The 5,093-nt window shown below is 65.1% G+C and carries 3 protein-coding genes; 1 reads left to right on the top strand and 2 read right to left on the bottom strand.

The window, feature by feature from the left end; all coding sequences use genetic code 11:
* Window positions 1-123: 123 nt before the first annotated feature.
* Both LKO27_RS15025 and LKO27_RS15020 read right to left on the bottom strand, forming a co-directional pair.
* Entirely contained in the window at window positions 124-2,619 is a 2,496-nt protein-coding gene (locus LKO27_RS15025; protein ID WP_227738334.1) for an ATP-dependent Clp protease ATP-binding subunit, read from the bottom strand.
* Between the two features lie 115 nt (window positions 2,620-2,734).
* The gene (locus tag LKO27_RS15020) at window positions 2,735-3,067 is read right to left on the bottom strand and encodes an Lsr2 family protein (RefSeq protein ID WP_370630048.1); all 333 of its coding nucleotides are present in this window, start codon (window positions 3,065-3,067) and stop codon (window positions 2,735-2,737) included.
* Window positions 3,068-3,180: 113 nt separating this feature from the next.
* Here LKO27_RS15020 and LKO27_RS15015 point away from each other — a divergent pair, with 113 nt between their 5' ends.
* The gene (locus tag LKO27_RS15015) at window positions 3,181-4,281 is read left to right on the top strand and encodes an NADH-quinone oxidoreductase subunit D (protein WP_227738332.1); all 1,101 of its coding nucleotides are present in this window, start codon (window positions 3,181-3,183) and stop codon (window positions 4,279-4,281) included.
* Window positions 4,282-5,093 lie beyond the last annotated feature (812 nt).

The following is a 5,093-nucleotide window of genomic DNA, read 5'->3' as shown; positions in this document are numbered from 1 at the left end:
GACTCGAACACCTACGCGGCTCCGCCCTCGGGTTCCGCAACCTCACCAACTACATCGCCAGATCCCTACTCGAGACCGGCGGCTTCAGACCCCACCTACACCCTCGATTGTGAAGAGCCGGTTTCAGCTCTGGTCGGCTGCCGGTGTGAGCTGCTCGACCTCACCCTTGGCGACGCCGGTGAACTTGAACGGCAGGTCTGAACCCGCTTCCGCCACGTCCACCTGCACGATCTGACCGGGGGTGAGTTCGCCGAACAGGATCTTCTCGGCGAGGTTGTCCTCGATGTCGCGCTGGATGGCGCGACGCAGCGGACGCGCACCCAGAACGGGGTCGAAGCCACGCTTGGCGATCAGCGTCTTGGCGGCGGGGGTGAGCTCGATGCCCATGTCCTTGTCCGCCAGACGGCTCTCGACCTGCGTGATCATCAGGTCCACGATCCGCTCGATGTCGGCCTGCGTCAGCTGGTGGAACACGACCACCTCGTCGACGCGGTTCAGGAACTCCGGACGGAAGTGCTGCTTGAGTTCGTCGGAGACCTTGGCCTTCATCCGCTCGTAGCTGCTCTCCTCATCCCCGGCCTGCGAGAAGCCAAGGTTGACGCCCTTGCTGATGTCGCGCGAGCCGAGGTTGGTGGTCATCACGATCACCGTGTTCTTGAAGTCCACAACCCGGCCCTGCGCGTCGGTGAGGCGACCCTCGTCGAGGATCTGCAACAGCGAGTTGAAGATGTCCGGGTGCGCCTTTTCGATCTCGTCGAACAGGACCACCGAGAAGGGCTTGCGGCGCACCTTTTCGGTGAGCTGTCCGCCCTCTTCGTAGCCGACGTATCCGGGCGGCGAACCGAACATCCGGGAGGCGGTGTGCTTCTCGGAGTATTCGCTCATGTCCAGGGTGATGAGGGCGTCCTCGTCACCGAAGAGGAATTCGGTGAGCGCCTTGGTCAGTTCCGTCTTTCCGACGCCGGAGGGACCCGCGAAAATGAATGACCCGGAAGGACGCTTGGGGTCCTTCAGGCCGGCGCGGGTGCGGCGGATCGAACGGGAAAGCGCCTTGACGGCATCTTCCTGACCGATGTAGCGCTTGCCGAGTTCGGCCTCCATACGGAGCAACCTGGCCGATTCCTCCTCGGTGAGCTTGAACACCGGAATGCCGGTGGAGCCAGAAAGCACAACCGCGATCTCCTCCTCGCCGACCACTGCGGGAATGTCGGAATCGCCCTGCTTCCAGGCTTCTTCCTTCTCTGCCCGCTGGGCCTGGAGACGCTGGACCTCGTCGCGCAGCTTGGCCGCCCTTTCGAAGTCCTGCGAGTCGATCGCGGAGTCCTTCTCGACCTTGATCTTCGCGATCTTCTCGTCGAACTCCCGAAGGTCCGGCGGAGCGGTCATGCGCTGGATGCGCAGCCGTGCGCCGGCCTCGTCGATCAGGTCGATCGCCTTGTCCGGCAGGAACCGGTCCTGGATGTAGCGGTCGGCCATCGTCGCCGCGGCACTGAGGGCCTCGTCGGTGATGGTGATGCGGTGGTGCGCCTCGTAGCGGTCGCGCAGACCCTTGAGGATGTCCACGGTCAGGCTCACCGAGGGCTCGGCCACCTGGATGGGCTGGAAACGACGCTCGAGGGCAGCATCCTTCTCGATGTGCTTGCGGTACTCGTCCAGCGTGGTGGCGCCGATCGTCTGCAGCTCACCCCTGGCCAGCATGGGCTTCAGGATGGAGGCGGCGTCGATCGCACCCTCGGCAGCACCGGCACCGACGAGCGTGTGGATCTCGTCGATGAACAGCATGATGTCACCGCGGGTCTTGATCTCCTTGAGGACCTTCTTGAGGCGTTCCTCGAAGTCACCGCGGTAGCGGGAGCCGGCGACGAGCGCCCCGAGGTCAAGGGTGTAGATCTGCTTGTCCCGCAACGTCTCCGGGACGTCGCCGCGCACGATGGCCTGGGCGAGTCCCTCGACGACGGCGGTCTTGCCGACGCCCGGCTCGCCGATCAGCACCGGGTTGTTCTTGGTGCGGCGGCTCAGCACGGTCATTACGCGCTCGATCTCCTTGGACCGGCCGATCACCGGGTCGAGGCGGTTCTCGCGCGCGGCCAGCGTCAGGTTTCGACCGAACTGGTCCAGGACCTGCGAGGACGACTTCTCAGGTCCGGTGTCCGGAGCACCGGACAGCGACGCCTCCTTGCCCTGGTAGCCGGACAGCAGCTGGATGACGGTGGTCCGCACCCTGTTGAGGTCGGCGCCGAGCTTCAGAAGCGCCTGCGCAGCCACGCCCTCACCCTCACGGATGAGGCCGAGCAGGATGTGCTCGGTGCCGATGTAGCTGTGGTTCATCTGCAGGGCCTCGCGCAATGACAGCTCGAGGACCCGCTTCGCGCGCGGGGTGAACGGGATGTGACCCGTCGGGACCTGCTGGCCCTGACCGATGATCTCCTCCACCTGGTCCCGCACAGCCTCGAGCGAGATTCCGAGCGATTCGAGAGCCTTGGCCGCGACACCTTCACCCTCATGGATCAGGCCAAGAAGGATGTGCTCGGTGCCGATGTAGTTGTGGTTCAGAAGCTTCGCCTCGTCCTGGGCGAGCACGATCACGCGCCTGGCGCGGTCGGTAAACCGTTCGAACATGATTCTTTCCCTCCCGCCGGGTGATCACGCGCGCTGGCGAACCCCGACTTGTCCAGCTTAACCAACGAAGGAAGCCGCACCAGTGTTCCGGGGTTCACCGTCCGCGAACTGGTCCTCAGTGAGCCGCTTCGTACTGTTCCAGCACCTCGTTCGGGACGCGTCCCCGGTCAGGAACCGCGATGCCCTGGTCCTTGGCCCAGGCACGGACCTCGGCAGCCCGGCTGCGGGTGCGGCCGGTGGCGGTGCGCCGTCCACGGGTTGCTGCGGCCCGCGCCGACGAGACCTTCGTCGCCTTCTCGATGTAGGGCGCCAGGACCTTCTCCAGCTTTGCGGCGTTCGCGGCATTCAGGTCGATTTCGTAGGAGGTCCCGTCGAGGCTGAACTGCACTGTCCGCTCAGCTTCGCTACCATCAATGTCGTCCAACAGGATTACCTGCACCTTGCGCATCAAGTTCTCTCAATCTTTTCGGCCGTACCCAAGTTTCCAGCGTCGGAGCTCGACGTGATCTGTGCGGCGGATGCAAGAATAACCGACGATTACCGCTCGACCAAGGAATTGCCTTGAACAGAACAAAGTTGGCTTTGGGAGGCATTCCCTTGCCAGGACACAGTCACCTCTCCCTCGGACCCAGGCACCCCACCCAAGCCGGAGTGATCTCCTTGAATATTGAGACCGACGGAAAGGCGATCCTGGCCGTCGACATTCAGCCCGGATATCTCCACAGGGCAGCAGAGAAGCTTTTCGAAGTACGTGATTATCGATCCTTGATCATGCTTGCCGACAGACATGATTGGCTTTCCAGCTTTTCCGGCGAACTAGTGGTGACCCTGGCCGTCGAATCCGCCATGGGGTTGGTTCCTCCCCCGCGTGCCACAGTCCTTCGGACGCTGCTGGCCGAATATGCGCGGGTGCACTCGCACCTTTCCTATCTTTCCTATCCCGCCGGGGACGAACTCGCCGCGAGGATCTGGCAGGCTGTCGAACGGCTGCGACACGGCCTACTGGACTGGACGGGCAACAGGGTCCACCCGATGCTGTGCAGGGTGGGGGGCTTGGCGCTCGACGTGCCTTCCGGGTGGTTCGAAACCCTCGGACCACTTCTCGACGAGGTGGCCAACCTGGCCGACGAGCTCGCCGCCGCCCTCGAGACGACCGATCGATTCCGCGGGTTGGCCATCGTCGATGAGGAACTGTGCCACTCCTACGGTCTGTCCGGTCCGGTGGCGCGCTCCTGCGGGCTGGACCTGGATCGTCGGCCGGGCAGCGCCCTGGCGTATGAGGACGTGTTCGAGGCGGCAGAGCCGCAGACCGCCGGCGACGCCCATGCTCGCTTCCTCGTGCTCATCGCCGAACTGCGGGCGAGCTGCCGCATGATGGCGCGGCTGGCCAACATCGTCCCCTCCGGCCCGGTCGCCACCAAACTCTCCCGGAGGCTGAAGGTCCCGGAGGGTGAACACGTGACGGAGGTCGAGGCCCCGTGGGGAATTGCCGGCGTTCTGCTCGTATCGCGGGGCGGGCCCACCCCGTGGCGCCTCTCGCTGCGCACGCCCACCTTCGCCAACGTCGCGGCTCTGGAACGGTTGCTCGTGGGTGCTCGGCTGGACCAGGTGGCCGACGTTGTCGCCTCCATCGGCTACGGCATAGGGGATCTTGACAAGTAGTCCCGTGCGCCTTCGCGCGACCTCCGACGACCCTCCCACGCGTTCGCCAGCCCTCCCACGCGTCCACCAGCGCTCCCACGCATCCACCAGCGCTATCGCTCGCCCACCAGCGCTCCCACGCATCCACTAGCAAACTAGCGCTCCCACGCGTCCACCAGCGCTCCCACGCGTCCACCAGCGCTCCCACGCGTCCACCAGCGCTATCGCTCACCACCAGCCCTACAAGGCTGGTGCCGAGGAACAACGCTGGTAAACCGACCAACGACGCGCCCCCGGCGTCCGGCACCCCGCACCACCACGTCCGACGACGCCAACTCCCGCTCCAACCCGACCAGCGCGTCCACCAGCGCTCCCACGCACCCACCAGCCCTCCCACGCATCCACCAGCGCCCCCACGCATCCACCAGCGCTCCCACGCATCCACCAGCGCTCCCACGCATCCACCAGCGCTATCGCTCGCCACCAGCCTTACAAGGCTGGTGCCGAGGAACAACGCTGGTAAACCGAACAACGACGCGCCCCCGGCGTCGGGCACCCCGCGTCCGACGACGGCAGCTCCCGCTCCAACCGACCAGCCCTCCCACGCACCCACCAGCCCTCCCACGCATCCACCAGCGCTATCGCTCGTCCACCAGCGCTATCGCTCGCCACCAGCCTTACAAGGCTGGTGCCGAGGAACAACGCTGGTAAACCGGCTCTTCACAAAGCAGGGTGTAGTGGGTTCGGCGCGTCGTTGAGGGGGTAGGGGTCGAGGCCTCCCGATGATGGAAGTTCTCACACTGCCCATCTGGAAGACCTCGACGTGCCTGATG

The organism is Tessaracoccus sp. OS52 (genome assembly GCF_020687685.1).
Lineage (GTDB): Bacteria > Actinomycetota > Actinomycetes > Propionibacteriales > Propionibacteriaceae > Arachnia.
Note: the sequence above shows the minus strand (reverse complement) of the source record. Positions and strands in the feature narration are given on the sequence as shown.